Annotated in this window: 27 protein-coding genes; 13 read left to right on the plus strand and 14 right to left on the minus strand. The window is 66.9% G+C overall.

The window, feature by feature from the left end; translation table 11 throughout:
* Nucleotides 1-51: 51 nt before the first annotated feature.
* On the minus strand, nt 52-477 hold the full coding sequence (locus tag HWN72_RS16540; RefSeq protein WP_008830916.1) for a CBS domain-containing protein: 426 nt from the start codon (nt 475-477) through the stop codon (nt 52-54).
* 132 nt (nt 478-609) lie between these two features.
* Here HWN72_RS16540 and HWN72_RS16545 point away from each other — a divergent pair, with 132 nt between their 5' ends.
* Nucleotides 610-906, plus strand: a complete 297-nt coding sequence (locus tag HWN72_RS16545) for a hypothetical protein (protein WP_008830917.1) — start codon at nt 610-612, stop codon at nt 904-906.
* Between the two features lie 158 nt (nt 907-1064).
* Here the strand turns inward: HWN72_RS16545 and HWN72_RS16550 are convergent, their stop codons facing one another.
* The 5 genes from HWN72_RS16550 to HWN72_RS16570 form a co-directional block, all read right to left on the minus strand.
* Complete coding sequence (locus tag HWN72_RS16550) at nt 1065-1433, minus strand: ferredoxin (protein WP_008830918.1); 369 nt, start codon at nt 1431-1433, stop codon at nt 1065-1067.
* Nucleotides 1430-1861, minus strand: a complete 432-nt coding sequence (locus HWN72_RS16555; RefSeq protein ID WP_211150745.1) for a thioesterase family protein — start codon at nt 1859-1861, stop codon at nt 1430-1432. The genes HWN72_RS16550 and HWN72_RS16555 overlap by 4 nt, the downstream gene beginning before the upstream one ends.
* 155 nt (nt 1862-2016) lie before the next feature.
* Nucleotides 2017-2463: a DUF2497 domain-containing protein gene (locus HWN72_RS16560; protein ID WP_008830920.1), complete on the minus strand. Its 447-nt coding sequence runs from the start codon at nt 2461-2463 to the stop codon at nt 2017-2019.
* 52 nt (nt 2464-2515) lie between these two features.
* Nucleotides 2516-3979, minus strand: a complete 1464-nt coding sequence (locus tag HWN72_RS16565) for a TolC family outer membrane protein (protein WP_008830921.1) — start codon at nt 3977-3979, stop codon at nt 2516-2518.
* 2 nt (nt 3980-3981) lie between these two features.
* Entirely contained in the window at nt 3982-4587 is a 606-nt protein-coding gene (locus HWN72_RS16570) for a protein-L-isoaspartate O-methyltransferase (RefSeq protein ID WP_211150746.1), read from the minus strand.
* 224 nt (nt 4588-4811) lie between these two features.
* On the opposite strand from HWN72_RS16570, the gene HWN72_RS16575 reads away from it, so the two are divergent.
* The 3 genes from HWN72_RS16575 to HWN72_RS16585 all read left to right on the plus strand — a co-directional run bounded on the left by HWN72_RS16575 (nt 4812) and on the right by HWN72_RS16585 (nt 8605).
* The gene (locus HWN72_RS16575; protein WP_211150747.1) at nt 4812-6332 is read left to right on the plus strand and encodes a fumarate hydratase; all 1521 of its coding nucleotides are present in this window, start codon (nt 4812-4814) and stop codon (nt 6330-6332) included.
* 196 nt (nt 6333-6528) lie between these two features.
* Nucleotides 6529-7857 carry a sensor histidine kinase gene (locus HWN72_RS16580; RefSeq protein WP_036525634.1) on the plus strand — a complete coding sequence of 443 codons (1329 nt, stop codon included), beginning with the start codon at nt 6529-6531 and terminating at the stop codon, nt 7855-7857.
* Nucleotides 7850-8605 carry a LytTR family DNA-binding domain-containing protein gene (locus HWN72_RS16585; protein ID WP_036525632.1) on the plus strand — a complete coding sequence of 252 codons (756 nt, stop codon included), beginning with the start codon at nt 7850-7852 and terminating at the stop codon, nt 8603-8605. Before HWN72_RS16580 ends, HWN72_RS16585 begins: the two co-directional genes overlap by 8 nt.
* A 65-nt stretch (nt 8606-8670) precedes the next feature.
* On the opposite strand, the gene HWN72_RS16590 is transcribed toward HWN72_RS16585, so the two are convergent.
* Nucleotides 8671-8994 carry a UrcA family protein gene (locus HWN72_RS16590; protein ID WP_008830926.1) on the minus strand — a complete coding sequence of 108 codons (324 nt, stop codon included), beginning with the start codon at nt 8992-8994 and terminating at the stop codon, nt 8671-8673.
* Between the two features lie 266 nt (nt 8995-9260).
* Here HWN72_RS16590 and HWN72_RS16595 point away from each other — a divergent pair, with 266 nt between their 5' ends.
* Genes HWN72_RS16595 through HWN72_RS16605 form a run of 3 tightly spaced genes read left to right on the plus strand, consistent with a single transcriptional unit; the run spans nt 9261 to nt 11348 of the window.
* Nucleotides 9261-9530 carry a hypothetical protein gene (locus HWN72_RS16595; RefSeq protein WP_211150748.1) on the plus strand — a complete coding sequence of 90 codons (270 nt, stop codon included), beginning with the start codon at nt 9261-9263 and terminating at the stop codon, nt 9528-9530.
* Nucleotides 9531-9579: 49 nt separating this feature from the next.
* Nucleotides 9580-10464, plus strand: coding sequence for a diacylglycerol kinase family protein (locus tag HWN72_RS16600; protein WP_036525628.1), 885 nt, complete (start codon nt 9580-9582; stop codon nt 10462-10464).
* The gene (locus HWN72_RS16605; RefSeq protein WP_197524381.1) at nt 10464-11348 is read left to right on the plus strand and encodes a metallophosphoesterase; all 885 of its coding nucleotides are present in this window, start codon (nt 10464-10466) and stop codon (nt 11346-11348) included. The genes HWN72_RS16600 and HWN72_RS16605 overlap by 1 nt, the downstream gene beginning before the upstream one ends.
* Nucleotides 11349-11509: 161 nt before the next feature.
* On the opposite strand, the gene HWN72_RS16610 is transcribed toward HWN72_RS16605, so the two are convergent.
* From HWN72_RS16610 to HWN72_RS16630, 5 genes are all read right to left on the minus strand, one after another.
* A complete protein-coding gene (locus tag HWN72_RS16610; RefSeq protein ID WP_211150749.1) occupies nt 11510-11824 on the minus strand; it encodes a hypothetical protein in 315 nt (104 codons plus the stop codon).
* A gap of 128 nt (nt 11825-11952) precedes the next feature.
* Entirely contained in the window at nt 11953-12486 is a 534-nt protein-coding gene (locus HWN72_RS16615) for a CarD family transcriptional regulator (RefSeq protein ID WP_008830931.1), read from the minus strand.
* Nucleotides 12487-12816: 330 nt separating this feature from the next.
* Nucleotides 12817-13155, minus strand: a complete 339-nt coding sequence (gene fdxA, locus HWN72_RS16620; RefSeq protein WP_008830932.1) for a ferredoxin FdxA — start codon at nt 13153-13155, stop codon at nt 12817-12819.
* A gap of 18 nt (nt 13156-13173) precedes the next feature.
* Entirely contained in the window at nt 13174-13479 is a 306-nt protein-coding gene (locus HWN72_RS16625; RefSeq protein WP_008830933.1) for an RNA-binding S4 domain-containing protein, read from the minus strand.
* A gap of 23 nt (nt 13480-13502) precedes the next feature.
* The gene (locus HWN72_RS16630) at nt 13503-16049 is read right to left on the minus strand and encodes a helicase-related protein (protein WP_211150750.1); all 2547 of its coding nucleotides are present in this window, start codon (nt 16047-16049) and stop codon (nt 13503-13505) included.
* Nucleotides 16050-16217: 168 nt separating this feature from the next.
* On the opposite strand from HWN72_RS16630, the gene HWN72_RS16635 reads away from it, so the two are divergent.
* The 6 genes from HWN72_RS16635 (at nt 16218) to HWN72_RS16660 (ending at nt 22851) form a co-directional block, all read left to right on the plus strand.
* Complete coding sequence (locus HWN72_RS16635) at nt 16218-17855, plus strand: M23 family metallopeptidase (protein ID WP_289357493.1); 1638 nt, start codon at nt 16218-16220, stop codon at nt 17853-17855.
* 219 nt (nt 17856-18074) lie between these two features.
* Complete coding sequence (gene hemB, locus HWN72_RS16640; protein WP_211150751.1) at nt 18075-19070, plus strand: porphobilinogen synthase; 996 nt, start codon at nt 18075-18077, stop codon at nt 19068-19070.
* The gene (locus HWN72_RS16645) at nt 19063-19632 is read left to right on the plus strand and encodes a GNAT family N-acetyltransferase (RefSeq protein ID WP_289357494.1); all 570 of its coding nucleotides are present in this window, start codon (nt 19063-19065) and stop codon (nt 19630-19632) included. Before hemB ends, HWN72_RS16645 begins: the two co-directional genes overlap by 8 nt.
* Before the next feature lie 143 nt (nt 19633-19775).
* Complete coding sequence (locus HWN72_RS16650; protein WP_211150753.1) at nt 19776-22016, plus strand: spermidine synthase; 2241 nt, start codon at nt 19776-19778, stop codon at nt 22014-22016.
* On the plus strand, nt 22013-22573 hold the full coding sequence (locus HWN72_RS16655; RefSeq protein ID WP_211150754.1) for a gamma carbonic anhydrase family protein: 561 nt from the start codon (nt 22013-22015) through the stop codon (nt 22571-22573). The genes HWN72_RS16650 and HWN72_RS16655 overlap by 4 nt, the downstream gene beginning before the upstream one ends.
* Nucleotides 22573-22851 carry a DUF167 domain-containing protein gene (locus HWN72_RS16660; RefSeq protein ID WP_069708635.1) on the plus strand — a complete coding sequence of 93 codons (279 nt, stop codon included), beginning with the start codon at nt 22573-22575 and terminating at the stop codon, nt 22849-22851. The genes HWN72_RS16655 and HWN72_RS16660 overlap by 1 nt, the downstream gene beginning before the upstream one ends.
* 143 nt (nt 22852-22994) lie before the next feature.
* Here the strand turns inward: HWN72_RS16660 and HWN72_RS16665 are convergent, their stop codons facing one another.
* Together HWN72_RS16665 and HWN72_RS16670 are read right to left on the minus strand one after the other, a co-directional pair.
* Nucleotides 22995-23390 (minus strand): group II truncated hemoglobin, encoded by a 396-nt coding sequence (locus HWN72_RS16665; RefSeq protein WP_211150755.1) that lies wholly within the window; start codon nt 23388-23390, stop codon nt 22995-22997.
* A 44-nt stretch (nt 23391-23434) separates the two neighbouring features.
* Nucleotides 23435-25027 carry a cisplatin damage response ATP-dependent DNA ligase gene (locus tag HWN72_RS16670; RefSeq protein WP_211150756.1) on the minus strand — a complete coding sequence of 531 codons (1593 nt, stop codon included), beginning with the start codon at nt 25025-25027 and terminating at the stop codon, nt 23435-23437.
* Nucleotides 25028-25201 lie beyond the last annotated feature (174 nt).

The following is a 25201-nucleotide window of genomic DNA, read 5'->3' on the forward strand; positions in this document are numbered from 1 at the left end:
GGACGTGGTGCCACACCTTCAACTCCGCTCAGGTTGAGCCTGTCGAAGCCCTTACGCCGTCTGGATGTAATCCCGCATCGCGGCAGCCTCGTTCTCGATCTTGTCGATCCGGTATTTCACCAGATCGCCGATCGATACGAACCCGACCATGCGCCCGTTCTTCACCACGGGCAGGTGGCGAATGCGGCGGCGGGTCATCAGCGACAGCGCCGCCATGACCGAGGTTTCGGGCTCGATGGTCACGGGCAGCGCGGTCATGATGTGGCCGAGCGGCATGTCGAGCATGTCGGCGCCCAGTTCGCGCAGTTTGTAGATTACGTCGCGTTCGGAGAAGATTCCGGCGATTTCGCCGTTTTCCATCACCGGCACTGCGCCGATTCTCTTTTCGGCGAGGATTCCGGCGGCCTCGCGCACGGTCATGGCAACGTCGCAGGTGACTACGGCATCGCGGCCTTCGATAATTCGACCGATGGTCATCGTCAGCTCTCCCTGTTCCTGAAAGGAGCCTCTGTTCCCGCAGCTTGCCCCCGGGGCGGAGCGTATCACAGCCGCGTCGGACTCGTCACGTCATGCTTGCGATGAGACGCCGTCAGGCCCAGATAGGGCGCGATGATACCGTCTTCGCCCCTCGACGATCCCGGCAAGGCTGCCCATGCCTGGGCGCGCTACCTGCGCATCATGCGCTGGATGATGACGATCACGGTCGGACTGGTGATCGGGTCGATAATCCTGCTGTACCGCTCCAACGGGATGGTCTCGATCCACTTCTACATCGCGACCGCGCTGGGCATCGGTTTCACCATGCTGCTGGCCTCGGCGCTGATGGGGCTTGCTTTCCTGTCGAGCGGGACCGGGCATGACGAGGCGATCGTCGATCCGCTCGAGGATGATGATCCTTACAAGTAAGGGCCCGCCGTCAGCCCCACCCCGCTGCGACTAGGGAGCAAGCTCCCAAGTCTCGCTACCCCTCCTGCAAGCGGGAGGGGAGATGTGCGTCAGCCCTCCCGCTTGCGGGAGGGTCGGGAGGCTTGAGAGCGTAGCGATCTAGCCGGACGGGGTGGGCCTCAACCTCCCGGCGCGTGCAGTCGAAACTCCTCGACCGGCTCTCCGCCGATGAGGTGCTGCTGGATGATCCGCTCCAGCACGTCCTCGTCGCACGAGTGATACCAGACTCCGTCCGGCCACACGACCGCGACCGGCCCGGCGTGGCAGATGCGCAGGCAGTCCGCCTTGGTACGGGCCACGCCGCCCTTTCCGTCCAGCCCGAGCTGCTTGAGCCGCTTCTTGAGGAACTTCCACGCGGCCTGCCCCTTCTCGGGCGAGCAGCATTCGCCCTTTTGCGGTTCGGCGCATATGAAGATGTGGCGGCGGATCATGTCGCTGCCGGTCTTGGCGAAGGCTTCCTCGGCCTTGGCGATGGCGTGGTGGCTCATGGCCGCAGTTTCCATTCCTCGGTCTGGCTGGCGAAAGTGGCTGGCATCGGCGCAGGGCCGTCCTCGCCGACCGTTACCATCGTGGAGCGGGAGAACGCGACCATCCGGTCGTCCTGCGTCACCAACTGGACGAGGCCGTGGCTGGAACGCCCGACCTGCTCGATGGCGGTATGGACGGTCAGGGCATCGGGATAGTGCGCCTCGCCGAGATATTCGATGCCGATGCTGACGATCATCGAGGACAGACCGACAAGTCCCTCGCGATAGCGACTGGCACGGTGAAAGCGCACGCGGCCATCCTCGAGGAATCCGGCCATCGCCACGTTGTTGATGTGCATGTTGACGTCGAGATCGCCGAAGCGCGGCTCGATGCGGCAGGAAAACGGGTAGCGCGCGGGATCGAGCAGCGCGGGATCGGGTTTCGGCATACCCGGTGAAGGTAGGAAGTGTGGGCCTTGAGGTCCAGCCCGTCCGGGCGATGGGGCTTCGACAGGCTCATCCGTGACCCGTCGACAAGCTCAGTGTGAGCGGGTGTAGTTGTAAACCTCTCAACGCCGCTCAGGCTGAGCTTGTCGAAGCCCCATCAGCCCTTCTTGCCGACGATCCGCGCGATTTCGGCAGCGACGAGGCGTTCGACCATAGCCGGCAGGTTGCGGTCCAGCCATTCGGTCAGTGCCGGGCGGAGAAGCTCCTTGGCGAGCGCCTCCAGCGAGGTTTCTCCGGAGCGGACGATCTGCGGCTGCGCGCCGGGCTCGGACAGCATGGCGAGCGCGGCGAGCGATTCGCGCATCGAATCGCGCGCCTGATCGTGCAGCAACGGGCCTTCGTCGGTCTCGCCCGCTGCGGTAATCTGCGAGGCTTCCTGGAGTTCGAGGACATCGTCCTCATCCTCGTCGGCGTAGAGCGGTTCCGGCTCGCGCATCAGGCGTTCGGTGCGGCTGGTACGGGTTTCGAGGCGGGAATCGCGCGCGATGACCTGCTTGATCGACTGGAGGATCTCCTCGACCGAAGGTTCACCGTTCTGACGCATCTGCCTAAATCCCTGTAGTCCCGCGCATCCAAGTCCTTATCCGCAAACGGGATCAGGGCTCCTGCGAAGCGGGAATGTTGCCGTCCTGCACCGGCGTGTCAACGGTGCGCGTGGACCGGGCCACTGGCGCATCGTCGTCGTCCCAGTCGAAGAACTTGCCGCGCACGCGTTCGTAATTGACGTCGGGATCGTAGAGGGTGCCGCCGTCGAGGCCCAGATCGCGCGCCTCGGCCTTGCCCATCGCCGCGAGCAGGGAGAACCCGGCGACGTAGGCATTGCGCCGCGCCGTCACCAGCGTGACCTGCGCGTTCAGCAATTCCTGCTCGGCATTGAGGATGTCGAGGATCGTGCGCCGACCCACCGAATTCTCCGCCTTCACGCCTTCCAGGCTCAACGTCGCCGCATCCACCGCGACTTGCGAGGAGCGGATCAGGTCGTTGGAGGCGACGTAGGAGGTGAAGGCCGAGCGAACTTGCGCGATCACGTCGCGTTCGGTGGCGATTTCCTGCTCCAGCGTGGCCGAAGCCGTCGCCTGTGCCTGGCGACGCTGCGCGGCGGGAAGGCCGCCCTGGAAGATGGGGATCGACAGCTGTGCCCCGGCCTGCGCGGACGAATCGCTTTGCGCCACGCTCGCGTTCACCGCGCCGCGCGCCAGCGTGTTGAAGTAGTTGTTGTACGTACCCTGGCCGAACAGTCTCAGCGTCGGCAGGCGGCTGGCGCCCGCAACGTCGATGTCCTTGTCCGCGGCCTTGCTGCGTTCGCGTGCAGCGATGATGTCCGGGTTCGCATCGAGCGCGATCGTCGCCGCTTCGCTGGCGTTGGCGGGCAGGTTCGGCAGCGGCGGCGGCGCGTCGAGCGCTTCGGGTGCATGACCGACGAACCGGATGTAGGTTTCGCGCGCGGCGGCAAGGTTGGCTTCCGCCGTCAGCAGATCGCTTTTTGCCGTCGCAAGGCGCGATTGCGATTGGGCGACGTCGGTGCGCGTGAGGTTGCCGATCTGGAACCGGTCGTTGGTCGCATCGAGGTTGGTCTGGAGAACCGCCACGTTCTTGCGGTTAAGCCCGGCGATCGCTTCCGTGCGGATCACGTCCATGTACGCCGCGACGACTTGCGAGAAGACCGAAGCCTCGGTGCCGCGCAGATCGGCCTGACCGGCGCCGACGCGGATCTTGGCAGCCTTGACCCGGTTCCTGACCGCGCCGCCCGAATAGATCGGCACGCCCAGTTGGGCATCCGCGGTGAATATCTTCGACGGAGCCGTGAGCGAGTTTTCGCTCTGCTTCAGGTTCTTGGTATAAGTTTCGGTCGTGCTGAGGCTGGGTAGCCCCGCAGCCCTGGCGATCGGCACGCCTTCGTCGGTGGCGCGCTGCTGGGCGCGCGCCGATTCCAGCGTGGGATTGGTCTGATAGGCGGAAACGAGCGCATCGCGCAGGGTGTCGGCCCGCGCAGGCGCGCCGGCCGTCAGTATCAGACATCCCCCCGCGAGCAGCCCGGAACGCCACGCGATCCGGGCCATGCTCAGAAGCTCCAGCGTTTGGGAGCGGCGAATTCGGGAAGCACGGGAATCCCCAGCTCCGCCAGCGGCAGCAGCGAGGTCACGCCGCCTGCCTTGGTGCCGGCCGCAAGGCGGGTCACGCCGCGCTCGGTCACGCCGGTCACCACGCGGCCACCCTCGGCGAGACGTGCGGAGAGGGCATCGGGGAGCACTTCGATGGCGCCGTCGATGACGATGAGGTCGTATTCGCCTGAAGCGGCTTCACCGGCAGCGGCTGGCGCCACGGCGTTGAGCGAGCCGACCAGCGGACGCAGCAGCGTGGCGAGGTAGCCTTCGCCGTCGCCGACGATCAGCGCCTTGTCGGTCTTCGCCGGAACGGCTTCCTGCAGCATCTTGCCCTGCACCAGCGGGGCGCCGAGGAACTTGCCATCGCCCAGCGGCACGGCGCGGTCGATATAGGCGGCGTCGCGCAGTTCGGCGGGCACGAAGTTTTCACGTGGAACACCGGCCATCGCTTCCAGCACCCAGGGCTCGTTCACGCCGCTGGTCCGCAGCTGGCTGACGATCATGGCGCGACGGGCGGCAGAAAAGTCGGTGGCAGGAGCCGACCGGTCCTCGGTCAAGGTCATTCGTGTATTCCCTCACTCGCTCGCGGGGCTTGCGGCAGATCGCTGCAATCGCGAAGACGACACTATGCGGCCGCTTCTATGCGAACCGGCCTCTCAGGCCAAGCCCCATGAAACAACGCCCGTCGATCCGATCAAGCACTTTGACGATCACGCCCATGCGGCTTATGGAGCGGCAAAAATCCGACGTTATCCGCCAGATCGGGCCAAGAAGACCGGAGAATTCCATGACAGAAATGGTGACCATCCGCGAAGAGGACCTCATCGAGTCCGTCGCCGACGCATTGCAGTATATCAGCTACTACCACCCGATGGATTACATCCGCGCGCTGGGCGACGCCTACGAAGCGGAGCAGGGCCCGGCGGCCAAGGACGCCATCGCCCAGATCCTGACCAACAGCCGCATGTGCGCCGAGGGTCACCGCCCGATCTGCCAGGACACCGGCATCGTCAACGTCTTCATCGAGTGGGGCCAGAATTGCCGCCTCGAGTCCGAGCGCAGCTTGCAAGACGTCGTCGATGACGGCGTGCGCCGCGCCTACAACCACCCCGAGAACAAGCTGCGCGCCTCGGTGCTGGCCGACCCCGCCTTCACCCGCCGCAACACCAAGGACAACACTCCTTGCGTGCTGTCGGTGGAGATGGTCCCGGGCTCGAAAATCTCGGTCGACGTCGCGGCCAAGGGCGGCGGGTCTGAGAACAAGTCCAAGTTCAAGATGATGAATCCCAGCGATTCCATCGTCGACTGGGTGATCGAGATGCTGCCGCAGATGGGTGCCGGCTGGTGCCCGCCGGGCATGCTGGGCATCGGCATCGGCGGCACCGCCGAGCATTGCGTCAAGCTCGCCAAGCAGAGCCTGATGGAGCCGATCGACATGGCGCAGCTGAAGCAGCGCGGCCCGCAGAACGATATCGAGGCGCTGCGCATCGAGATCTTCGACAAGGTCAACGCGCTAGGTATCGGCGCGCAGGGCCTCGGCGGCCTTGCCACGATCCTCGATGTCAAGATCCTCGACTGGCCGTGCCATGCTGCGGGCAAGCCCGTCGCGATGATCCCGAACTGCGCCGCCACCCGCCACGCGCACTTCACGCTGGACGGTTCCGGCCCGAGCTTCCTCGAGACGCCGAACCTCGACGAATGGCCCAAGGTCGAGTGGAAGCCCAGCAAGGAAGCGATCAAGGTCAACCTCGACACGCTGACCGCTGAGGAAGTCCAGAGCTGGAAACAGGGCGACCGCCTGCTGCTCAACGGCAAGATGCTGACCGGGCGCGACGCCGCGCACAAGCGCATCGCCGACATGCTGGCCAAGGGCGAGGAACTGCCGGTCGATTTCAAGGGCCGCGTGATCTACTACGTCGGCCCGGTCGATCCGGTGCGCGAGGAAGTCGTCGGCCCGGCCGGCCCGACCACCGCCACCCGCATGGACAAGTTCTCCGACACCATGCTCGACCTCGGCCTGCTCGCCAGCATCGGCAAGTCCGAGCGCGGCCCGGCGGCGACCGAGTCCATCGCCAAGCACAAGTCGGCCTATCTGATGGCGGTAGGCGGCGCCGCCTACCTCGTCGCGCGCGCGATCAAGGAAGCCAAGGTCGTCGGCTTCGCGGACCTCGGCATGGAGGCGATCTACGAATTCACCGTGCAGGACATGCCGGTGACCGTGGCCGTCGATTCCGAAGGCAAGAACGTCCACACGCTGGCCCCGCCGGTGTGGAAGACCAAGATCGCCGAGGAACACCTGCAGGCGTAACCGATTGCCCCCTTCTCCTGATGAGGAGGGGGCTTCGACAAGCTCAGCCTGAGCGGAATATAGAGTCCGCTCTCCACTCCGCTCAGGCTGAGCTTGTCGAAGCCCCTTCGGCTAGACCCCCCCTTCGACCAACGACAATCTCCGTCCGATGGAAGGTGTGGTGCGACGAACCGTTTTCGCGCTAGACCGGGCGGTAATGTCCGAAGCAGCACCCCCTCCCCGCGTTCCGGCGCGGCTCGTCCTCCTGTCGCTGGCGGCCTTGTGGGCCTGCTACTTCATCGTGGCCAGCTTGCGCGGTCTGGTCATGGGGTTCGACCTCGACTGGTCGTTCCTGTCGCGGCGCCTGACGATCTGCATCGTCTCGATGCTGGTGATGGCCGCCGTCTGGCCGCTGCTCCAGTTGCTGGATCGCAAATCGGGCCGGGTCCGCTTCGCCATCGTGCTGATCGGCGCGTTCCCGCTGTCGCTGGTGCTCAGCATCGTCAACGACGTGATCTTCTCCGACATAGAACGCCCGGCAGCCTACGGCAGCGAGGAAGATGCGGCAGCAGTGGCTGCGGGCAACGTGCGCATCACGCAGGACGAGGCCGGCAACATCCTGGTGGACCTGCCCAAGATCCTGCCGCCGCCCGCTCCCCCCGCCCCGCCCGCACCTGGATCCAGCGAGGTTCCGGACGAGCCGACGGATGCGCCGAGCGAGGAAAGCGGCGCAGCCCAGCCGCAGCATTCCTCGGCGATCACGATCAAGACCAACTCTGCCCTCGGCGCCAATTTCGGGCGCTGGGCGAACATCGCTGACACGGCGTTCGGCCGCTATTTCCTCGTGCTCGCGTGGGTGGCGCTCTACTTCGCGCTCGCCAAGGCCGAGGAGGCCCGCGCGGCAGAACGGCGCGAGGGCGAATACCGCCGCGCCGCCGAACAGGCCGAACTGCGTTCGCTGCGCTATCAGGTGAATCCGCACTTCCTGTTCAACACGCTCAATTCGCTGTCGGCGCTGGTCATGGTCGGACGGCAGGACGATGCCGAAGAGATGATCCAGACGCTGTCGACGTTCTACCGCCGCACTTTGTCAGGTGATCCCACCAACGATCTTTCGCTGGTTGACGAGATAGAGCTGCAGCGCCTTTACTTCGCGATCGAGGCAGTCCGCTTCCCCAATCGATTGCTAACGCATATCGATATTGACGAGGCCGTTCTCGATGCGAAAGTTCCGGGCATGATATTGCAACCACTCGTCGAGAATTCCGTGAAGTATGCCGTCGCCGCGACGCAGCGGCCGGTGACCATTGCCATCGAGGCGCGGCGCGAGGGTGGCCAGCTCGTCGTCGCCGTCCATGACGATGGACCCGGAGAGATGAGCGGCGAGTTGAAGATCAAGACCGAGGGTTGCGGCATCGGCCTCAACAACGTGCGCGACCGCCTGCGGGCGCGTTACGGCGAGGCTGCGACGATCTCCTACGGCAAGCGCCCGAACGGCGGTTTCGCGACGATCCTGCGCATGCCGCTGGAGGCGGGTAATGTCTGAGCCCGAAGGCGCGGCGCCTGCCGCTCCCCTGCGCACCCTGATCGTCGACGACGAGCCGCTGGCGGTCGAGCGCATGCAGGTGATCTGCTCCCGGATCGAAGGAATTTCCGTGATCGGCACGGCGAGCGACGGCCAGGCCGCGCTGCGGCTGATCGATGCGCTGACGCCCGACCTGGTGCTGCTCGACTTGACGATGCCGGAGACCGACGGGCTCACCGTGGCGCGCACGCTGGGCGGCCGGCCGGACGCTCCGGCGGTGATCTTCGTGACCGCGCACGATGAGTTCGCGGTCGAGGCTTTCGATCTCGATGCGGTGGACTATGTCCTCAAGCCGGTGGCGCCTGATCGCCTGCAGCGCGCGGTGACCCGCGTGGTGTCGCGCCGGGGCGAGCGGGCGCAGGTTCCGGCGCTCAGCCAGTGGCTCGACGAATTCTGGGTGCCGCACCGATCCGAACTGGTGCGTGTGCCCGCCGCCGAGGTCCAGCGCATCGATGCAGAGCGCGATTACGTGCGGCTGCATGTGGGGACGCAGAGCTACCTGCTGCTCCAGACCATCACCAGTCTGGAGGAGCGCCTCGACCCCGAGCGGTTCATCCGTATCCATCGCAGCTGCATCCTGCAACGCAGCCACGTTTCGGGCTTGCGTCATGAGGGACTAGGCGTCTGGTCGGCGGAAACGGCGGACGGAGAGGCCTTGCGGATCGGTCGAACGTATCTTCCCGGCGTAAAGAAAATGGCGGGCCGCTAAGCCCGCCATCAGGATTTTTCCGGGTCTTTTCTTCTTTTGGGACCTGGATTGATGGGGTTTAAGCCTTAGCCGCCGAGGCGGGTGTCGTCGGCCTTGTCGATCGCGGCGGCGACCTGCTGCTGCACGTTCAGGCGGGCCTGACGGTAGCACTCGGTGTCGACGTTGCTGTCGATGTGCGTGCCCGTCGTCGGGCGGCTGACGCGGCAGACGCTGCGGGCGGCCTTGTTGATGCGCTTCTGCAGCATGCCCTGCCCTTCGACGGTGCCGAGGTCGAGGTCGGCGTAGCGGACTTCGACGCTCTTGGCGAAGGCGGCCGGGGCCGAGAACAGGCCGACGGTGCAGAGGGCTGCGGCGGCGAAGATGGCGGTCTTGGGTGCGGTCTTGAACATGGTATTTTCCTCCTCACGGTGTGAGCCGTGGGGAAGAACTGTGTTCCGTCCGGCTCGATGAGTGTGATGTGCCTCACATCCGGCACACGATCACGCGAAGGTCGATTGCGGGCAGAAGTGATCCGACGAAGGCGCAGGCAGACGGACCAACGACATTTGTAGTCGACGAACGACATGCAAGATGATGACGCGTCGTGCGCCACGGGCGATCGAATCGTGCGCAAGGCGGTGGCGTTGCTGCCGCGCAGTCGATAGACTGGCCGGACATGACCCCCCTGATCCTCGTATTCTGTCTCGGAATCGTCAATTTCGCCGCGCACAAGGCGTTGCTCGAAAGCAACCACCCGATGCTGATGCATGTGCCGTGGTTCTTCCAGGCGCTTGGCGGGCGGCTCAGCCTCATCGTCGAGTTCGTAATGCTGGTCGGCGTGATGATCGTCGCGGCGTCGGGGGCGACCGGCTGGGCGCTGATCTACGCGCTCTATACCGCCCTCAATGGCGTGTCCGCATGGCTGGTCTTCAGCGGGCGCGTTTGAAGGGAACTTCGCCGGGGAACCCTGCCCCGGCTCGGGCGCTTGTGCGGGCATGACTTCAAACGGCACATCTTCGGCAAAGGTCTGGCTCGTCTGCAACGCGGCCAGCGGCAGCAACAACGACGCGGCGGTGGAGGAACTGCTCGCCGCCTTCGAGGCGGCTGGCCTCGGCCCTGACCGGGTGCTGCGCTTTCCCGACGATCCCGCCCCTCAGCCCGCCGATCTCGATGCGGCGGGCGTGGATATGCTGGCGGTATTCGGCGGTGATGGCACGACGCACTCGGTGGTCATGGAGGCCTATGGCTGGGGCGGTGCCGTGCTGGTGCTGCCGGGCGGAACGATGAACCTGCTGGCCAAGCGCATGCACGGCGACGTACCTGCGCCCGAGATCGTCGCGCGACTTTCCGGCGCGGCCCTGAGCACGGTGCGTCCGCCGGTAATCGTCTCCCGCCACGGCATCGGCCTCACCGGCGCGCTCGCCGGGCCGGGGACGGTTTGGAACGAAGTGCGCGAGGCGATGCGCGCGATGAACGTGATCGATTTCGTCGCCTCGACGCGCGAGGCGATCGCCCAGTCCGCGAACGGCCCGAAAGTCATGTGCGCCGAGGTCGGTAGTACGGAGGTCGACGGGGGACGAGAGGAAGGCTATGCCGCGATCACGGTTGTTCCCAAGGACGACGGCCTCCGAGCGAACGGCTATTATGCCGAGTCGCTGGGGGACTACGCCGGGCAAGGCATCGCCCTGCTCAACCGGAACTTTCGCGACGGCCCGCACGACGAACTTGGCCGTCACCCCAGGCTGCGGCTGGTCTGCCCCACGGGCGAGCCGATGGGCCTGCTGATAGACGGCGAGCCGTTCGACGGCGCCGCCGAGGAAATTTTCGAACTGGGCACCTGCGAGGTCGACCTGGTGACGACGAAGGAGTTCGACGGATAATGCACGGCAAGACGGCCTCGATGTACAACGGTCCGTTGCGGTTGTTCCACCTGAGCGACATCCATTTCGGGTTGGTCGATCAGCAGGCCATCGACTGGGCCAAGGCCTGCATCGATCGTGAGATGCCGCATGCCGTCGCGATCACCGGCGACCTGACCATGCGTGCCCGCCACCCCGAATTCCAGGCCGCGTGCGAGTGGATTCAGGGGCTCGACGTGCCGGTGACGGTCGAGGTGGGCAACCACGACATCCCCTACTTCAACCTCTACCAGCGTTTCTTCGACCCCTATCGCCGGTTCAAGGCGATCGAGCGGATGGTCGAGACCCAGCTGGACCTGCCCAACCTCGCCATCGTGCCGCTGCGCACGACCACGCGCGCGCAGTACCAGCGCTTCCCCTGGTCGAACGGCTGGGTGACCGATCATGCCCTGAAGCAGACGCTGGCGCAGATCGACGCCCTGCCCGAAGGCACGCGCGTCCTCGTCACCTGCCACCACCCGCTGCCCGAGCGCCGCGCGGACGGTAAGCTGCTGACCATCAACGGCACCCGCACGATGGAAGTGCTGGCCGGGCGCAAGGTCATGGCGGTGCTCTCGGGCCATATCCACGACCCGTTCGACCTGACCGAGCAGACGCCCGCCGGGCCGCTGCGGATGATCGGTGCGGGCACGCTGTCGAAGCGCATTCGCTCCACCCCGCCGAGCTTCAACGAGATCGTGATCGACGGCGACCAGATCCGGGTGACCGCGCGCAATCTGGAGAAGGTGCCGACTCCGGCGATGCAGATCGACGAAGTGCCGGAAAACGCCCTGCCGCCGCGTGAACCGGGCGAGCCGGTGTCGCCGGTCGGCAAGGTGCCGCCGGTCGATCCGCCGGTGCATTGATAGCTGGAGCTTTCCTCAAGCTCAGCGGTGACCCTTCGACAAGCTCAGGGTGAGCGGAGGTAGTTTGAACCTCTCGGCGAAGGGTGTTATAAACCTCCCACCCGCTCATCCTGAGCTTGTCGAAGGATGGGAGGAGGCACCATCGCCCTCCCCGCGCGCGATCAGATCGCCTTTTCGCGCAAGTCCTGCATCGCGCCGTAATCGTTGCGCGCACGGTCGCAGGCGGCTTCGGAACCGCGCTGGCAGTCGCGGGTGTTCTTTTCGTAGCTGCGATTGAGCTTGCCCAGTTCCTCGTCCCGCTTGCGCAGGGCGCGGCCGCGCTTTTCGTCGGATTCGGACTGGCTGGTGGTGGTCCAGTCGACCGCCTTGCCTGCCACGCGTACCGGAGCGGTGACGATGCTTGCGGCGGTGCGCACGCAGCCCGAAAGCATCGGCAGGGCCATTAGAATGGCGACGGGGACGACAACACGCTTCATCCCTTCAGCTTCACACGCGCCGGATGACAGCGCAATGAACAATCGCCGCGAAAACGCCGGACTACAAACGACAGGGGCCGCTCCCTTGCGGAAGCGGCCCCATGGTTCCACGTGGAACGCCTGAAGGATCAGGCGGTCTCGGCGGTGTCGTAGTACTTGGGCGCGTGCTCGTTGAGGATCGCGAGGATCTTCTTGAGCGCGGCCTGCTCGTCGGTCTTTTCCATTGCCGCGAGTTCGCGGGCCAGGCGCGACGAAGCCGCTTCGAAGATCTGACGCTCCGAATAGCTCTGTTCGGGCTGGTCATCGGCGCGGAACAGGTCGCGGGTCACTTCTGCGATCGACACGAGGTCGCCCGAGTTGATCTTCGCTTCGTATTCCTGGGCACGGCGCGACCACATGGTACGCTTCACCTTGGGCTTGCCCTTGAGAGTATCGAGCGCTTCGCGCAGGGTCTTGTCCGAAGACAGCTTGCGCATGCCGATCGATTCGACCTTGTTGACGGGAACGCGCAGGGTCATGCGCTCTTTCTCGAACCGCAACACGTAAAGCTCGAGCTGCATCCCGGCGATTTCCTGCTTCTGCAGCTCAATAACCCGACCAACACCGTGCTTCGGGTAAACGACGTAATCTCCAACATCGAATGCATCGATCCTGGTTGCCATGTATCGTCCTTTCACCTGCAGGGTTCCAGTTTGTTCAAATCGGGAGATAACCGGGGGTGCGACAGGGAGACGAATCGTCTCCGCGCCCGGTCAGATCACTCTCCCAACCGTCTGCTTTCGAACCCTGCCTCGCAATGAAAATGCCTGCCGAACGAGCAGAAGGCTCGGGCAGTTGAACGATTATATAGCAGCAATATGCCAAAAAATCCAGAGGCGCGTAAACGTTTCCGTTTCGCGCCTCATGGGTCTTCCGTGGCTCTGTTGCACAAAGCGCAAACCACGGGAATCTGCGGGTTTTGATCGGCGAGCCTCAGGCCCGCCGCAGCAGGATCAGTCGCCTTCGCCGGGCTCGGGCGAGAAATACTTTTCGAACTTGCCTTCCTCGCCCTTCATCGCGTCGGCATCGTCCGGCGCGTCCTTGCGGGTGGTGAGGTTGGGCCATTCCGCCGAATACTTGGCGTTGATCTCCATCCACTGCTCAAGGCCGCTCTCGGTGTCGGGCAGGATCGCTTCCGCCGGGCATTCGGGCTCGCACACGCCGCAGTCGATGCATTCGCTGGGGTTGATGACCAGCATGTTCTCGCCTTCGTAGAAGCAGTCCACGGGGCAGACTTCCACGCAGTCCGTGTACTTGCACCTGATGCAGGCGTCGGTGACGACATACGTCATGAGTGCGGTATCCTTCCTTCAGGCGTCATTCGATTCGGGCGCAGCTATGGGATCGACGGGCCTGCCGTCAAGCACTCTGTAGCAGCTGACAGCTTCGCTATAGGGTCCGCGCCGTTCGGGCAAGGATAGGACTTCTATCACCCGCACGCCTCCAGCTATCGGAAGCGTCAGCACGTCGCCCGCCGCGATCTTCTGGTGGGCGCGGTCGATGCGGCGGCCATTGAGCCGCATGTGGCCCTCTTCGGCCAGCGTCTGCGCGACCGGCCGGGTCCTGGCGAGGCGCAGGAACCACAGCAGCTTGTCGACGCGCATCCCTGTCGCCATCGGTCCTCCCTAACGCACCCGGCCTACCGCACCATGTCCGCAAGCGCCGCGAAGGCGCCGTCGCGCCGTACCGGAGCCGCGCGCTCGGGCTCGGCCTGGCGGCGGGGCGGACGCCAGCGCCAGCGCACCGGGGCGGGCGGCCCGTGCTGTCCTTCCGCCAGCGCGCGCGGCATCAGCGGCTGGAATCCGCCGAGCCGGAGCAGCCGCGCATAGCTGGAGGTCGTCAGTCCCATCGAGACCGCCCGCGCCGGATCGAGCGCGAAGCTGCCGCGCTTTTCCGCCGCACGAAGTTCATGCGCTTCGCGCAGCAGCTTCTCGGCCATGTCGAGGCGCAGCAATTGCTTGCCCAGCGCGCGGTAGCCGGGCGGCGGGCGGTGGTTTCCGGCAGGCAGCACCGGCGGCATGTCGGGAGCGGGCGCTCCGCCCTCCTTCTTGCCCGAAACTTTCGCCAGCTGCCGCCACAGCGCGATGACCGGCGTGCGCAGCATGGCGGGCACGAAGAGGTCGAGCGCCCCTACCCTCACGCCCAGCCGCGCCAGCATCGTGCGGCGCTGCTTGTCGAGTCGGTCCAGCCCCGAATCCTCGCGCGGGGTCATGCCGCCGCGCTCGACCAGGGTGATGAGCAGCGCGCGCAAGTCCGACCCGGCGTCGGTCGCGCGGCTCGCCTCGTCCAGCTTGGCGAGCGGGGCGAGCGGCTTCAGCGCCGCCTCCAGCCACACTTCCAGCGCGGCGACGAGCGCCTTGCGCGACACGTCGGGCACGGCATCGAGCGCGCGGTCGGGCACCATCACCGGCGTCAGCAGCGAGCGGCCGGGGCCGAGGCTCGCCAGCTTCTGCCCGTCCCAGACAAGCGCGCCGTCGGCCAGGGTGATCGCGGCGGTGCCTTCGTGAATGCCCGTGACCAGCGCATCCGCACGCGTGCCGAGCAGCGTGGACAAGTGCTTTTCCGCCGCCGCCAGCAGCAGCTTGCGATCAGACAGGCGCGCGCCGGGATCGACCTGGAAGGTGAAGCCGCGCAGCGAGCCGATGTGCTCGCCCTCGACCAGCACTTCCTCGTCTTCCAGCCGGACCGAGAGCAGTCCGGTATCCGGTCCCAGCTTCTTCATCAGAACGGCCGTCCTGCGGTTGATGAATCGTTCCGTCAGCTTTCCGTGAAGTGCGTCCGAAAGTCGAGCCTCAACCGCACGGGCGCGGGCGGCCATTTCGTCGCGGGCGAGTACCCAATCGGGACGCTGGGCGATGTAGGCCCACGAACGGATCGCGGCGATGCGGCCCTGCAGCGTGTCGATGTCGCCGCCGGTGCGGTCCAGTTGCGCGATCTGCCCGGCGACGAAATCGGCCCCGAGTTCGCCGCTGCGGAGGTCCTGCCACAGCCGCGCGACGAAGCGCGAATGCGTCTCCACGCCCTGCTGGCGGAAGTCGGGAAGGCGGCACACGTCCCAGAAGCGGCGTACCTGACCGAAGCCGCGAACGGTGTCGGCCACTGGTCCCTCGTCCGCGAGGCGCTTGAGCACGGCAAGGTCGATGGCCTCGGGCGCAGGCGCGAGTTCGGGGCGCAGCGGCGGCGTCTCGAGGTCGGCGATCAGGGTGGCGAGGCTGTCGAAGCGGGGCTCCGGCTCGCGCCAGAACAGCTTGGTCAGCGGCGCGAAGCGGTGTTCCTCGATCGCGTAGATTTCTTCCGGATCGAATTCGGAATCGTGGCCGCCCGTTCCCGTCAGCGTGCCGAAGCTGCCGTCCTTCTGGTGGCGCCCTGCCCGCCCGGCGATCTGCGCCATCTCGGGCGGCGTCAGGCGGCGGTGGCGGCGGCCGTCGTACTTGGAGAGGCCCGCGAAGGCGACATGCTCGACATCGAGGTTGAGGCCCATGCCGATCGCGTCGGTGGCGACGAGATAATCCACCTCCCCCGACTGGTAGAGCGCGACTTGCGCATTGCGCGTCTGCGGGCTGAGCGCGCCCATCACCACCGCCGCGCCGCCCCGGAACCGGCGCAGCATTTCGGCGATGGCATAGACCTGCTCGGTCGAGAAGGCGACGATGGCGCTGCGGGGCGGCACGCGGCTGAGCTTCTTCGCGCCCGCGTGAGTCAGGGTGGAGAAGCGCGGGCGGGTGACGACCTCCACCCCGGGCACCAGCGCCTTCACCAGCGGCTCGGCGGTGGAGGAGCCGAGGATCATCGTCTCCTCGCGACCCCGTGCGTGCAGCAGGCGGTCGGTGAAGACGTGGCCGCGCTCGCGGTCCGCCGCCAGTTGCGCCTCGTCGATGGCGACGAAGGCCATCGAGCGTTCGGACACGGGCATCGCCTCGGCCGTGCAGAGCAGGTAGCGGGCGTTCTTCGGCTCGATCCGCTCCTCGCCAGTGATGAGCGCGACGCTGGCCTCGCCCTTGATCTTGACTACGCGGTCGTAGACCTCGCGCGCCAATAGGCGCAGCGGGAAGCCGATCATGCCGCTGGAGTGGGCGCACATCCGCTCTATCGCGAGGTGTGTCTTGCCGGTGTTGGTCGGGCCAAGCACCGCCTTCACCGCGCCGGGAGCGTCCTTTAATGCCGAGCCGTTCCGGTGCTGAACCATTATGCCGGTGAATGTGGCACCGCAGCCCGCCGCTCGCAAGACTCGGGGTATCCCGCAGACCCCCCTGAATCCACAGTCTTAGGATGTTCGTAACCTTGTTCGGGCAGGGAAATTGCGCGAGGTCCGCCGCCGCGGACCAAAGGGTTGCAACGAGGGAACCGCGCGAAGGTGTTCAAGCCGCAGCAGCGCGATCGTGATGATCGCGCTGAAACTCAGAACCCGGACGGGCTGACGCCTGCGGCCACACGGCGCGACGATGCCGTGCTTCTGGTGTTTCCCGCCGAGCAAGGCCGTTCTCGGCCAGCGGTCCCGGATCAGGTCCGGGACGACGAAGCTTCACCCCGCCCTTCCCTGCGCGCCCGGGTCGAGAGCTGGTGCGACCGTATCGAACTCGCCCCCGACCTTGCCGCCGACATCGGCAGCCGCAAGTGGCTGCGCGGGCTCGCCACGATGCTGGGCCTCAGCGGCGCGGCGCTGGCCCTGCTCCCCGGTTTCAGCGCGGTCGAGGCTGCGGCGACGATGCCGCTGGACGCCAGCCAGCAGGGCGAATTCCGCAGCCAGTCGATCGCCCCGCTCGCTCTCGGCGCCGACACCGGCCGCCACATGGGTGCGACGCCGCTGGTCAGCCCGCTGACCGGTGTGCCCGAGCGACCTACCGTGCAGCTGACCTCGACGCTGGGACAGGGCGACACCCTCCCCGGCCTGCTCCAGCGCGCGGGACTGGGATCGGCCGAGGTGGCGCAAGTGACGCAGCTTGTCGGCCAGGTCGTGCCGGCCGGAGAGATCGGTTCGGGCACGCAGTTCGACATCACGCTGGGCCGCCGTCCCGCCGAGGGCGCGGCGCGGGCACTCGATTCGCTGTCGTTCCGGGCGCGGTTCGACCTCGATCTTTCCATCGAGCGCGGTGCCGGTGGTCTGATGGCGGTGCGCCATCCGATCCGGGTCGACGAGACCCCGCTGCGCATTCGCGGCACCGTAGGCTCCAGCCTCTACCGCTCGGCGCGCAATGCCGGGGCGCCGGTGGGGGTGATCCAGTCGTACCTGCGCGCGGTGGACAAGTATCTCAGCCTCGACAGCGACCTGCGCTCGGGCGACGAATTCGACATGATCCTGTCCTACAAACGCTCGGCCAAGGGCGAGCGCGAGGTGGGCGACCTGCTCTATGCAGGCGTCGCGCGGGGCGGGAAGCCGCAGCTGCAGCTGATGCGCTGGGGCAATGATGGGCAGATGTTCGCCGCCAGCTCCATCGGCCAGCCGCGCGCGGTGCCGATCGGCCAGCCGGTGGCGAGCACGCGGATCACTTCGCCTTATGGCGGGCGGCGCCATCCGATCCTCGGCTATGTGCGGATGCATGCCGGTATCGACTTCGGCGCGCCTTATGGAGCGCCGATCTATGCGGTGGCGGACGGCGTGGTGACGTTCGCCGGGCGGCATGGCGGGCACGGCAACTACGTGCGGCTGCAGCACGGCGGCGGTCTCGGCACCGGCTACGGCCACATGAGCCGCATCGCCGTCAGCAATGGTACGCATGTGCGAGCCGGGCAGGTGATCGGCTATGTGGGCTCCACCGGGCTCTCGACGGGACCGCATCTCCACTTCGAGGCCTATCGCGGCGGCCGCACCATCAATCCGGCGGGAATCGCGGTGATCCAGCGGCCCGAGATCGACGGGCGCGAGCGTGATGCCTTCAAGGCCCGGCTCAATGCACTGCTGGGCGTGACTCCGGGTGCGGCGCTGGGATCGATCGAGCCGGTGGCGAGCGATCCGGTCGAGACCACGCGCGAGATCGACAAGCTGGGGCGCTGATGCCTTATCCTCCCCGTTGCGCAGCAATGGGGAGGGGGACCGCCGACGAAGTCGGTGGTGGAGGGGGGAGCCGGCCCCCTCCGTCAGCCGCTGCGCGACTGCCACCTCCCCATCGCTTCGCGACAGGGAGGATCAAGGCAGTCCCGTGCACCCCAACCCGCGCAAATCGCAACCCTCCCCCGATTGCCCCCGCCTTCGTTTTCCGGCAAGCACCCCGCCATGACCGGCACGTATCCCCACACCCGCCTCCGCCGTACCCGCGCCACCGCCTGGAGCCGCGCGCTTCACCGCGAGACGGTGCTGACCCCGGCGGACCTCATCTGGCCCCTCTTCATCACCGAGGGCGAAGGCGTCGAACATCCCGTGGCCGCGCTGCCGGGCGTATCGCGCTGGTCGGTGGACCTCATCGTCGAACGGGCGAAGGAGGCGGTGGACCTTGGCATCCCGGTGCTCGCGCTGTTCCCGCACACCCAGCCCGATCGCCGTAGCGAGGACGGGGCCGAGGCGCTCAATCCGGACAACCTGATGTGCCGCGCGATCCGCGCGATCCGGGCGGAACTGGGCGATAAAATCGGCCTGCTCACCGACGTGGCGCTCGATCCCTATACCAGCCACGGACAGGACGGGCTGGTCGATGAGGCGGGCTACGTCCTCAACGACGAGACGGTCGAGGCACTGGTCGGCCAGTCGCTCAACCAGGCCAACGCGGGCGCGGACATCATCGCGCCTTCAGACATGATGGACGGCCGCATCGCCGCCATCCGCGACGCGCTGGAGGACGCGGGCCACATCAACGTCCAGATCATGAGCTACGCCGCCAAGTACGCCTCGGCGTTCTACGGCCCGTTCCGCGACGCGGTCGGTTCGCGCGGGCTGCTCAAGGGCGACAAGAAGACCTACCAGATGGACCCCGGCAACACCGAGGAAGCGCTGCGCGAAGTCGAGATGGACCTCGCCGAGGGCGCCGACACGGTGATGGTGAAGCCGGGCCTGCCTTACCTCGACATCATCCGCCGGGTGAAGGACACTTTCGAGGTGCCCGTCTTCGCTTATCAGGTGTCCGGCGAATACGCGATGATCGAGCACGCCGTCGCGGCGGGCGCGGCGGATCGCGACGCCATGGTGCTGGAGACGCTGACCGCCTTCAAGCGCGCCGGTGCCTCGGGCGTGCTGACATACCATGCGGCTCATGCGGCGCGGCTGTTGCGTGGTTAGGATCGAGACCGACCGCCTGATCCTGCGCGACTGGGGTGAGGGCGACATCGCGCGCTTCGCCGAGGGCACCAACACGCCCGCCGTCATGCGCCACCTCGGCGGCGTCATGGACGATGCCAAGGTGGCGCTGTTCGAGGAGCGCGTGCTGGGCTTCCAGCACCGTCTCGGCCACACCTTCTGGATCGTCGAGCGCAAGGACGACGGCGCGGTGCTCGGCTTCTGCGGCCTCAAGGTGATCGATGCGCCGGGGGCGACGTTCCCCGGCGAGATGGAGATCGGCTGGCGGTTCCGTGAGGATTCCTGGGGGCAGGGATATGCGAAGGAAGCCGCCATCGCCTCGCTCGATGCCGGGTTCGAGCGGTTCGGGGCGGCGGAGATTTTCGCCATCACCAATATCGAGAACACCGCCAGCTGGGGCCTGATGCTGCGCCTCGGCATGGTGCGGCGCGAGGAACTGGACTTCGTCGATGCGCGGTTCGAGCCGCCGGTGGGCGATACGATCGTCCATTCGATCACCGCCGAGGCGTGGCGGAGCATTGGGCGCGCGGGGCGCCAACCGTAGGTCATCACCCCTCACTTCGTCATTGCAAGCGCAGCGAAGCAATCCAGGGCGGCTTGAGACTGCCCTGGATTGCTTCGCTGCGCTTGCAATGACGAGTGAAGGTCTATCCTTCCCTGCCGGCACCACGTACCTGTCTTGCCGCAATGACCGATACCGCCGAGCACATGCTGCAAACCGCCCGGACAACCCCGCCGCGCCGCGGGCTTTTCGTCGCCACCATCCTCGTCGGCAGTTTCCTGCTGTTCCTCGTCCAGCCGATGGTGGCGCGCATGGCGCTGCCCCGGCTCGGCGGCGCGCCGAACGTGTGGAACAGCGCGATGCTGGTCTATCAGGCGCTGCTGCTGGCCGGATACGCCTATGCTCACTGGCTCGGCCGGTTCGCGCTGAAGCGGCAGGCGATGATCCACCTCGCGCTGCTGCTGGTCGCCGCGCTGACGCTTCCGGTCGGCCTGATCGACATGCCGCGCATCGCCGGGCTGCCCGAGGCCGCATGGGTGCCATTGCTGCTGGGCGCGAGCATCGGCCCGGTATTCTTCGTAGTCTCCGCGCAGGCGCCGCTGATGCAGCGCTGGTTCGCCGCTGCGCCCGAAGCGGGTGCGCCATGGGCGCTTTACGCCGCCTCCAACCTCGGGAGCTTCGCGGGGCTCATCGCCTATCCGCTGCTCGCCGAGCCGCTGCTGAGCGTCCGTCTGCAGAGCCTCGCGTGGTCTGGCGGCTTCGCCGTGCTGGTGCTACTGATCGCGCTGGCCGGATTCAGCCGCCGCAATACCCCTGCGCCGATCGCACAGGCCCACGCTTCGGAGCGCATCCCCGCCCGCACCATCGGCCTGTGGCTGCTGCTGTCGGCGGTGCCTTCGGGGCTGATGCTCTCGACCACCACGCATCTCACCACCGACATCTTCGCGATGCCGCTGCTCTGGGTGATCCCGCTCGGGCTCTACCTGCTGAGCTTCGTGATCGCGTTCTCCGATCGGCGCGGGCCGGCCACCGTCGTCAGCCGCGTGGCGCCGGTGGTGGTGCTGTTCATGGGCAGCTACGCGATGCTGTCGAACGGGTCGGGCACCCTGTGGGCCGTGGCGGGCACCTGCCTGCTGCTGCTCTGCGTGGCGACGACGCTGCACGCGCGGCTCTACGACCTGAGGCCGGGAGAGGCGCAGCTCACCCGCTTCTACCTCGTCATGTCGGCGGGCGGAGCGCTGGGCGGCGTGTTCACCGCGCTGATCGCGCCGCTGGTGTTCGACTGGGCCTGGGAGCACCCGCTGCTGGTCCTCGCCGCCGCGCTACTGATGCCGCTGCGCCCGCTGCTGAACTGGCGCGACAGCACCGATATGGAGCCCGGCATGGCGCGCATCGCGCTCGGCGTGGTGCTGCTCTTCGCAGGTTTCCTCGGCTGGGAACTGCTGGAGACGATGCTCGACCCGGAAGAGGCGCTGTTCAGCCTGATGCTGACGGTGTTCCTCGTCGGTCTCGGGATCATGGTGATGGCATGGCGCTGGGGCTTCGCGGCGGTGCTGCTGATCGCGATGGTCGGGCAGGGCGGCTTCTGGACCATGCGCGCGACGCTGGAGCATGAGCGCACCCGCAGCTATTTCGGCATTTATACCCTGCGCGACGACGCGGAGGGACGGTTCCGCACGCTGGCGCACGGGACCACGCTGCACGGCATGCAGGCGCTCGATCCCGCGCATGCGCACGATGCGCTGACCTATTACGGTCCCGGCTCCGGCGTCGCCCTCGCGCTGGCGGCAGTGCCCGCCATCGAGGGGCCGCAGGCGCGCGTGGGCGTCGTCGGACTCGGCACCGGCTCGCTCGCCTGCCGCTCGCAGCCGGGGCAAGACTGGACCTTCTTCGAGATCGATCCAGTCGTGCTGCGCTTCTCCACGACGCGGCAGTTCACCTTCCTCAAGGACTGCACCCCCAAGGCCCGCGTGGTGATCGGCGACGCGCGGCTGGAACTGGCACACGTCGCGCCGCGCAGCTTCGACGTGCTGGTGATCGACGCCTTCTCCTCCGATGCCATCCCCATGCACCTGCTGACGACCGAGGCGCTGGCGGTCTACCGCCGTGCGCTGACGCCGGGGGGCCTGCTGATCCTGCACATCTCCAACCGCTACATCGACCTCGCGCCGGTGGTCGGCGCCAATGCGCGGGCGAGCGGGCTCATGGCGCTGTCCCGGCTGGACTTTCCCGAGGACGAAGTGCGCTACACCCCCTCGCGCTGGATCGCGCTTTCGGCGGATCGGGCCGTGCTCGACAGGCTTGCAAGGCAGCGCCCGGATGCCCCATGGAGCAAGCTCGAAGAACGGGCGCCGGAACCCTGGACGGACGATCACGCTTCCATCCTGCCGTATGTCCGCTGGAGCAGGCTGACGGGGAATCCATGACCGACCGTAACGACATCACAATCGCGCCTTTCAACGGCAAGGCGCCGCGCATCCATTCCAGCGCCTTCATCGCGCCCGGCTGCCGCATCATCGGCGCCGTCGAGATCGGCGCCGACGCCAGCATCTGGTACAACTGCGTGATCCGCGCCGACGTCAACCGCGTGGTCATCGGCGCGCGCACCAATATCCAGGACGGCACCGTCGTCCACTGCGACAGCCCCAAGCCGCATCGCCCCGAAGGCTACGCGACGATCATCGGCGAGGACGTGCTGATCGGCCACATGGTCATGCTGCACGGCTGCACGCTGGAAGACCGCGCCTTCATCGGCCTCGGCGCGATCGTGATGGACGGCTCCTATGTCGAGAGCGACGGCATGCTGGCGGCGGGCTCGCAGCTCACCGGCAAGCGCATCGGTGCTCGCCAGCTCTGGATGGGCCGCCCGGCAAAGTACCTGCGCGATCTGACCGACGAGGCCGTTGTCGCCAACCAGGCGGGCGTGAAGGGCTATGTCCTCAATGGCCGCCTGCATGCCGAGGCGCTCGGGCTGAAGGGCTGATGGCGCGGCCCAGGGCGATGCTGCCTGATGCCGAGGCGCTGCGAGCGCTGGTCGATGCGGAAGGAGCCCTGGCCCTGCGCGTAACCCCGGGCGCCAAAGTCGAAGCGTTGGAAATCGCCGGGAACCGCCTCACCGCCAAAGTCCGCGCAAAGCCGGAGGACGGCAAGGCCAACGCCGCCGTGCGCGACCTGCTCGCCCGCGCGCTGGGCGTGGCGCCTTCGCGGCTGGAACTGCTGCGAGGCGCAACATCGCGTGAGAAGCAGTTCCGGGTGAACTGATGCGGGTTCCTCCCCGAGCTTGTCTAGGGGAGGGGGACCGCCGCCGCAGGCGGTGGTGGAGGGGCAGGAGGCGGGAAATTCCCCCTCCGTCACCGACTTCGTCGGCGCCACCTCCCCGAGCAAGCTCAGGGAGGAACACGGACCTACCGCCCCATCCCGCGCGCCAGCCTGCCGAGCACTTCGCGCATCGACGTCGCGATTTCCGCAGGCTCAGGCGCGACGTCGGTGATGGCGCGCTCCATCGCATCGGCCCACTGGTTCGCCGTCAGCGGGTCGATAGTGAAGGGCGCGTGCAGGCTCATCATGCAGCGGCCGGGGTTTGCCTCGAACCAGTCGCGCGGGCCGCCCGCCCACCCGGCGAGGAACTTCGGCAGCGAGGCCCGCATCGGCGTCAGGTCCGCCGCATGCATCGCGCGCAGCTCGGCATAGGCCGGATCGCTGTCCATCAGGTCGTAGAAGCGGTTGGCGATCGCCTCGAACACCGGAGCGCCGCCGAGGCGGTGGTAGGGGGTGTCCGGTACGGGGGAGGGCTGTTCCATGCTGCCCCTCTAGCGCATCGTCCGCACGCGCGCATTGATCGCGGTCAATCGCGGATCAGGGCGCGCAAAGTCTCGATGCGGTCGGCCTCGTGCGCGGGCTTGTCGGCGCGGATGCGGCTGATGCGGGGGAAACGCATGGCGACGCCGGACTTGTGGCGCTTGCTGGCGTGGACCGAATCGAAAGCCACCTCGAACACCAGCGACTTGTCCGTTTCGCGCACCGGGCCGAAGCGGTTGACGGTGTGGTTGCGCACATGCCGGTCGAGCCATTTCAGCTCCTCGTCGGTGAAACCGAAGTAGGCCTTGCCCACCGGCAGCAGTTCCGCGCCGCTGTCTGGATCGCCGTCCCAGCAGCCGAACGTATAGTCCGAATAGAACGAGGAGCGCTTGCCCGAGCCGCGCTGGGCATACATCAGCACGCAGTCGATCAGCAGCGGATCGCGCTTCCACTTGTACCACAGCCCGGTCTTGCGCCCCGCGACATAGGGGCTGTCCCGCCGCTTGAGCATTACCCCCTCGATCGCATCGTCTCGCGCGCGTTCGCGGATGGCGGACAGGTCGGCGAAGTCGGCGGCGGGGATCACGGTGGAGATGTCGAACCGGTCGGCGGGCAGGCGCGGCAACAGCGCCTCCAGCGCGGCGCGGCGCTGACTCCAGGGGAGGGGGCGCAAGTCCTGCCCCTCCAGGATCAGCACGTCGTAGAGGCGTACGAAGGCGGGATATTCCTCGCGCATCTTCTTCGAGACGGTCTTGCGCCCGAGGCGTTGTTGCAGCGCGTTGAAGCTGGCCGCGCCGCCCTCTTCACCGCCCTGATGGGCACCGCGCACCAGCAGTTCGCCGTCCAGCACGCCGTCGATATGCAGCGCCTCGGCGACCTCGGGAAAGGTGGCGGAAATGTCATCGCCGGAGCGGGAGTAGACGCGCGTTTCTCCGCCCGCCCGAACCACCTGCACGCGGATGCCGTCCCACTTCCATTCGGCGGCATAGTCGGCCAGATCGATCTCGATGTCCTCCAGCCCGTGCGCCAGCATGAAGGGCCGGAACAGCGGCAGATCGTCGGAATTGGGAGGCTCGGCGCCGTGCGCGGCCCAGTCGAACAGCGGAGCATAAGGCGGCGTCTGGCCGTGCCAGTGCTCCTCCACATCCTCTACTGCGACGTCGAAAGCCTGCGCGAAAGCCGTCTTGGCCAGCCGCGCCGAAATGCCGATGCGCATCGCGCCGGTGGCCAGCTTGAGCAGGGCATAGCGGCCGTTCGCATCCAGCCAGTCGAGCAGCTTCGGCAGTTCCGCCATGACGTTGGCGCGCGTCATGCGGGAAAGCGCATCCACCGCCTCGGACACCGTAGGCGGAGAGGGCGCTTCCGCCGGCTCGGGCCAGAGCAGGCTGGCGGTCTCGGCGGAATCACCCACGTATTCGCGGCTGAGCGTCCAGAGCACCGGGTCGATCCGCTCGGTCAGCAGATTGCGGATGGTCGAACTCTTTACCGCAGGGAAATCGAGTCCATCGGTCAGCGCGGCGAGCGCCCAGCCGCGATCCGGATCGGGCGTGTCGCGCAGGTAGTCGGCCAGCAGCTTGAGCTTGGCGTTGCGGCTGCGGGTGTAGACCAGCGCGTCGAGAAGGGCGGCGAAGGCTTCCATCAGGAGAGAGAAGTCCTGGGGCCATCGCCCCAGACCCCCATACCGTCGAGGTCATGCGTGCAGCCTCGTTTTGCGCTCACTTCGAGCCGGGAGACAAATAGCCTGCGGCGCCATGTGGGGTTGAGGCGCCTGCATGCGCGAGGACGACAGTAATGGGGTCTGGGGCGCCGATAA

The organism is Novosphingobium sp. HR1a, from assembly GCF_015594425.1.
In the GTDB taxonomy this organism is placed as follows: Bacteria; Pseudomonadota; Alphaproteobacteria; order Sphingomonadales; family Sphingomonadaceae; genus Novosphingobium; species Novosphingobium resinovorum_A.

Bases quoted from the DNA above. Each gene is read 5' to 3' on its own strand.
- HWN72_RS16605 (WP_197524381.1), top strand. From the start codon at position 10,464: ATGCACGGCAAGACGGCCTCGATGTACAACGGTCCGTTGCGGTTGTTC.
- HWN72_RS16595 (WP_211150748.1), top strand. From the start codon at position 9,261: ATGACCCCCCTGATCCTCGTATTCTGTCTCGGAATCGTCAATTTCGCC.
- HWN72_RS16560 (WP_008830920.1), bottom strand. From the start codon at position 2,463: ATGCGTCAGAACGGTGAACCTTCGGTCGAGGAGATCCTCCAGTCGATC.
- hemB (WP_211150751.1), top strand. From the start codon at position 18,075: ATGACCGGCACGTATCCCCACACCCGCCTCCGCCGTACCCGCGCCACC.
- HWN72_RS16590 (WP_008830926.1), bottom strand. From the start codon at position 8,994: ATGTTCAAGACCGCACCCAAGACCGCCATCTTCGCCGCCGCAGCCCTC.
- HWN72_RS16600 (WP_036525628.1), top strand. From the start codon at position 9,580: ATGACTTCAAACGGCACATCTTCGGCAAAGGTCTGGCTCGTCTGCAAC.
- HWN72_RS16540 (WP_008830916.1), bottom strand. From the start codon at position 477: ATGACCATCGGTCGAATTATCGAAGGCCGCGATGCCGTAGTCACCTGC.
- HWN72_RS16585 (WP_036525632.1), top strand. From the start codon at position 7,850: ATGTCTGAGCCCGAAGGCGCGGCGCCTGCCGCTCCCCTGCGCACCCTG.
- HWN72_RS16625 (WP_008830933.1), bottom strand. From the start codon at position 13,479: ATGGCGACAGGGATGCGCGTCGACAAGCTGCTGTGGTTCCTGCGCCTC.
- HWN72_RS16580 (WP_036525634.1), top strand. From the start codon at position 6,529: ATGTCCGAAGCAGCACCCCCTCCCCGCGTTCCGGCGCGGCTCGTCCTC.
- HWN72_RS16555 (WP_211150745.1), bottom strand. From the start codon at position 1,861: ATGCCGAAACCCGATCCCGCGCTGCTCGATCCCGCGCGCTACCCGTTT.
- HWN72_RS16565 (WP_008830921.1), bottom strand. From the start codon at position 3,979: ATGGCCCGGATCGCGTGGCGTTCCGGGCTGCTCGCGGGGGGATGTCTG.
- HWN72_RS16615 (WP_008830931.1), bottom strand. From the start codon at position 12,486: ATGGCAACCAGGATCGATGCATTCGATGTTGGAGATTACGTCGTTTAC.
- HWN72_RS16630 (WP_211150750.1), bottom strand. From the start codon at position 16,049: ATGGTTCAGCACCGGAACGGCTCGGCATTAAAGGACGCTCCCGGCGCG.
- HWN72_RS16550 (WP_008830918.1), bottom strand. From the start codon at position 1,433: ATGAGCCACCACGCCATCGCCAAGGCCGAGGAAGCCTTCGCCAAGACC.
- HWN72_RS16665 (WP_211150755.1), bottom strand. From the start codon at position 23,390: ATGGAACAGCCCTCCCCCGTACCGGACACCCCCTACCACCGCCTCGGC.
- HWN72_RS16650 (WP_211150753.1), top strand. From the start codon at position 19,776: ATGACCGATACCGCCGAGCACATGCTGCAAACCGCCCGGACAACCCCG.
- HWN72_RS16660 (WP_069708635.1), top strand. From the start codon at position 22,573: ATGGCGCGGCCCAGGGCGATGCTGCCTGATGCCGAGGCGCTGCGAGCG.
- HWN72_RS16575 (WP_211150747.1), top strand. From the start codon at position 4,812: ATGACAGAAATGGTGACCATCCGCGAAGAGGACCTCATCGAGTCCGTC.
- HWN72_RS16545 (WP_008830917.1), top strand. From the start codon at position 610: ATGATACCGTCTTCGCCCCTCGACGATCCCGGCAAGGCTGCCCATGCC.
- fdxA (WP_008830932.1), bottom strand. From the start codon at position 13,155: ATGACGTATGTCGTCACCGACGCCTGCATCAGGTGCAAGTACACGGAC.
- HWN72_RS16570 (WP_211150746.1), bottom strand. From the start codon at position 4,587: ATGACCTTGACCGAGGACCGGTCGGCTCCTGCCACCGACTTTTCTGCC.
- HWN72_RS16655 (WP_211150754.1), top strand. From the start codon at position 22,013: ATGACCGACCGTAACGACATCACAATCGCGCCTTTCAACGGCAAGGCG.
- HWN72_RS16670 (WP_211150756.1), bottom strand. From the start codon at position 25,027: ATGGAAGCCTTCGCCGCCCTTCTCGACGCGCTGGTCTACACCCGCAGC.
- HWN72_RS16610 (WP_211150749.1), bottom strand. From the start codon at position 11,824: ATGAAGCGTGTTGTCGTCCCCGTCGCCATTCTAATGGCCCTGCCGATG.